The 3,817-nt window shown below is 58.7% G+C and carries 3 protein-coding genes; all 3 read right to left on the bottom strand.

The genetic code is table 11. From position 1 onward, the window contains the following. Positions 1-876: 876 nt before the first annotated feature. Complete coding sequence (locus AB4118_RS33895) at positions 877-2,202, bottom strand: type II toxin-antitoxin system HipA family toxin (RefSeq protein ID WP_441493881.1); 1,326 nt, start codon at positions 2,200-2,202, stop codon at positions 877-879. Then, positions 2,189-2,587, bottom strand: a complete 399-nt coding sequence (locus tag AB4118_RS33890) for a helix-turn-helix domain-containing protein (protein ID WP_441493880.1) — start codon at positions 2,585-2,587, stop codon at positions 2,189-2,191. Before AB4118_RS33890 ends, AB4118_RS33895 begins: the two co-directional genes overlap by 14 nt. A 397-nt stretch (positions 2,588-2,984) precedes the next feature. After that, the gene (locus tag AB4118_RS33885) at positions 2,985-3,452 is read right to left on the bottom strand and encodes a PH domain-containing protein (protein ID WP_441493879.1); all 468 of its coding nucleotides are present in this window, start codon (positions 3,450-3,452) and stop codon (positions 2,985-2,987) included. Between the last annotated feature and the right edge of the window lie 365 nt (positions 3,453-3,817).

Below are 3,817 nucleotides of genomic sequence, written 5' to 3'. Positions count from 1 at the left end.
GGGAACGACGACCACGTTGGGTGCGCTCACGGACATGATGCAGCCTCCTACCGAAGACCAAGGAATGAAAGAATGGCCAACACGACCACGATGAGGCCAACGATGTAGATGACGCCGTTCATGAGACTCTCCCGATGCACCGCCACATATGTGACGTCGGATGAACAGACGGCGGAGCCAAATAGTTCCAGGCGGGACTGACGAGCCCCGGGAACACTCCTGCTTGTCGTTGGTTCAAGCTCGACAAAACAGGAGGACAGACCATGGGCCGCGGCATACTTCTTTGGATGTTGGGAATTCCTCTGCCGATCATCATTTTGCTCGCCTTCTTTCGATAGCGTGCACGGCGACAGTGCTGCTGCATCAGCCCGATGGGTTTGCCCGGAGCGGAACGGAGAGCCCAATGACAGCAATCGATCGGCATGACCGGCCGCTTGACGCTGCTGAAACCAGGGGGGTCAACGGCGGTCAGCCGCCCTTCAATGAATATCCACCTCGCGTTCGAGGGGGTTCATTTGCCACAGTATTGTTTATAGTTGTCATCGCGTGGCTTATGCTCATGGGCTACGGAGCTTTGTGTCTCTACAATTGGTTCAGCCATTGAGAGCCTAAGCGTCGATGTCGCTAATTGGGAGCCAAGGTGATTGCGCCCGGCCGATTGGTTCCCTGGGCGAAGGTGCAACGACGCTGGAATGGACCCTGTCCTCGCCTCCGCCGTTCCACCAGTTCGAGACCCTGCCGCACATCGTCGGCTCGGACCTCTGTCCATATTTTCACGCACTCTGCAGTCCGCGCGAAGCAGCCCGCCCGGCGCGTGGAGGTCCACCTGCATGAGGCCTGCTGGACCGGTGCTAGCTCGACGAGGCGATAGCCAACCTATGATCCCGCCGCCACGGTAGCGTCCTCGGTCGGGGCGACGGAGAAATCCATATCCGGCAAAAGCTCTTTCACGAAGGGAAGCCGGTTGATTCTGTTGACGATCGCTTCGGCAGCACGAGAAGGCATCATGTCCCTCAAGATCGCAGGCCAGGTCGCGAACGCGCTTTCTACGGTTCTTTTGATTTCGTGGATGACCACGCCCGACGGGACTTCAAGAAGGCTCGCCGCGCGCTCGAAACGGCGGAGCGTGAGCGAATCGGGGTTACTCGTTCTCATGAACGACAAGGCGAGTTCGGCGTCGCCAAAGACGACGGTGGGCACGACGTCGTAGGTGGGGCTGAGCGCGATTCCACCGCCTTCGGGGTAGAGGAACGACCAGTTTTTAAGGTGCGCGTCGCCGTTCCCGATCAGCATGTTACATACGGAACGGCCGATGGCTTCCACGAGCTCCCCTCGACTGTCGGTGGCGAACCGACGGACGATGTTGAGGACTGTTTCTTCGTTTGCCCGCGTATATTTCTGATCTCCGAGAGCCCCGGTAATCTGGGCAAAGTCCTCCATCTGAACGCGGAGGCCGTTGGGCCCTCTGTCGAAGCGGGTCACTGCAAGACAGGTCGACCCGTGTTCCAGGTAATTCTCTGACAGACCTTCCACCGCGGAGGAGGGGACGAGGCGAGTCAGAGCCACGCGTCGCCCCGTGGCGGCGACCATTGTCATCGCGGCATGCTCCATCTCCGGCAGGTCGCGGTACTTCTTATGTGGTACTTTGAGGATAACGTCCCCAACCTCCTCACCGAACATCGGGAGCGTCAGGCGATCGTTTCGAGCCTTCATCGAGAATTTCAGTTGAACGCCGGCAAGCGAAAAGCGAAGGGACGGGCTCCTAGGCCAAGGGGAGTCTGTTGCAGGAGATTCGTCGTCTACGAAACCGCCTTGGGTGGCGCGGCGCACGGTGAGAGCGCCGGGAAGGTCCATTCCCAGGCGGGCAAGGACGTCGAAGTGATCAGTGCGGCCATGCCCGAGTTCCTTCTCTACGAGCTCCCGCAGCGCTCCTTCGGGCAGGAGATTGTCGAAGAAGGGCGGCAGGTAGCCATTCGTGCCGATCTTGTCCGCTCTCCTAGTCAGCCGCTGCATCGTGGCTTCCTCGGATTGCCCCGTCCATGACAACGATACGAGCGGGCGGACCGGTCCCATGGCGAGATATGCATCGTCGGGGAAGAACGATGTTATGCGCTGGCTCCGATCTCGAACGATTATGCCAATTTTTAGCTCTCGCCGTGTGTCGGGGCGCAGATAGACTTCCAGCGTGTCAGCGGGGGGCATGGCCAACATCGTCCTCGGGATCGTCATCACCCTCGATCAAAATCTCGTCGAGTAGGCTCGACGGCGTCGTGGGGACAGATGGTAATGCGGACGCCCGGTTCCCTGCCAAGCCGAGTGCCTCAGCTAAGCGTTCACGGGGTACGAATACGATTTCCAGCCCCAGCGCTTCTCCAAGGTCGACGAGGTTGTCGATGGATGGATTAGCCCTGCCGCTCTCGATTTCACTCAGGCGAGCAGGGTCGCGCCCGACGCGTTTCGAAAGTTCGCGAAGGGTCCACCCACGTTGGTCGCGATACCGTTCGATCTGGTCACCTAACCGGCGACGGGCCTCGTGGCTGCGTTGCGACATTCCGCAAATTCCCTCGACTTTTGCGATATAGCGCATGTCGGTTAGAAATCAATGGAAAATTGCGAAATAACGCAATTAGCGCGATTTTTGCGATATATAGCAACGCTTGAGAAAGCTAGCGCGATGGGGACCGAGGCGATTCAAAAGCCATTCGATCCGTGATGAAGAGGGCAGATCGGTTGATAGCGCCAGCGTGCCTGCTGCTATCATCCGGTCAAGAGCGGAGCCTTGGCTAACTCGTCTGGAGTCGGTCGTTGTTCGCTAATGATGTCTTGGCTCTCGCGAAAAGCTCCACATCGCGCGTCTGATAGACCTTGCCCTGATTTTCCATGGCGGCATGGCCGCGTCCTCATCCGCCGAAAGATCCCGCCGCTTTCGGAAACGCCGGCCGCCTGGGCAAACTCGGTTCGACGCTTCCCATACTCGTCACTGGTTAGCCCTGTGCGTCGTTTCCCGTGATGCTGTTTCGAAGCTCGATTGGGTTGGCGATGGTGCGGAGCGTCTTGAAGCCTTCGCCGGTGCCATGGATCGTCACGTTGCCATAGTCGAGCATGCGCCCCAAGATTGATTGATCAATCTGGACGCTTTCGACCTTGTCCATGTTCATCTCGGTGGTCTCCCGCTGGATGAGGCCCTTCTTGTAGATGACCCGTCGGTTGGTGACTGCGATCTCGGTGACCCACGAGTGGAACCATTGCTGAATCAGGAGGACCGCCGCAACGAGTGCGAGGGCGTATCCCGTATACCGCCAGACTCCCGGCATGAACTGCGTAGCGCTGAGCCAGAAAGCGACCGCCGCTAGGAGTGCAACCGCAATACCGGGCCAGTACACTATCCAATGAATGGACGAGATGTGCCGGACCTGTTCATTGGGCTGCAAGACGCGCTGAACGTAGCTCATGAAAATGGGTCTCCTTCAGCAGCATAGGCAACGCCACCCGATATTCCAACCAGGGTGGGGACCATTAGGGCAGGTGCAGAAGATTTTTCGATCAAGCCGCTACGGCACCATTGAAACTTGCCACGCGCCTTGCACGGCCTATTGGCTCTCCCGATTTTAGCAAGGCACTCAAGCGCCCGTGCTGAAACGGAGGAGACCACCTGCGCGGTGTCTGTCTGTTGCAACAGCTTTGAAATGTCTCAGGGTTTCGCAATTTAGAAATGTCACAGCCACGGTCTCGACGGAGCCTCTGTTGGGGCTGCGGAGACCTCACATATCGCAGCAGCCCCAGCAGAGGCGTGGGGAAGGGCGCCTTTGGCGGCGAT

The sequence above is a fragment of the Allobosea sp. 2RAB26 genome (assembly GCF_052115465.1).
GTDB lineage: Bacteria > Pseudomonadota > Alphaproteobacteria > Rhizobiales > Beijerinckiaceae > Allobosea.
Note: the sequence above shows the minus strand (reverse complement) of the source record. Positions and strands in the feature narration are given on the sequence as shown.

Excerpts from the sequence above, each read along its gene's own strand:
- AB4118_RS33895 (WP_441493881.1), bottom strand. The coding sequence starts at position 2,202 with ATGCCCCCCGCTGACACGCTGGAAGTCTATCTGCGCCCCGACACACGG.
- AB4118_RS33890 (WP_441493880.1), bottom strand. The coding sequence starts at position 2,587 with ATGCGCTATATCGCAAAAGTCGAGGGAATTTGCGGAATGTCGCAACGC.
- AB4118_RS33885 (WP_441493879.1), bottom strand. The coding sequence starts at position 3,452 with ATGAGCTACGTTCAGCGCGTCTTGCAGCCCAATGAACAGGTCCGGCAC.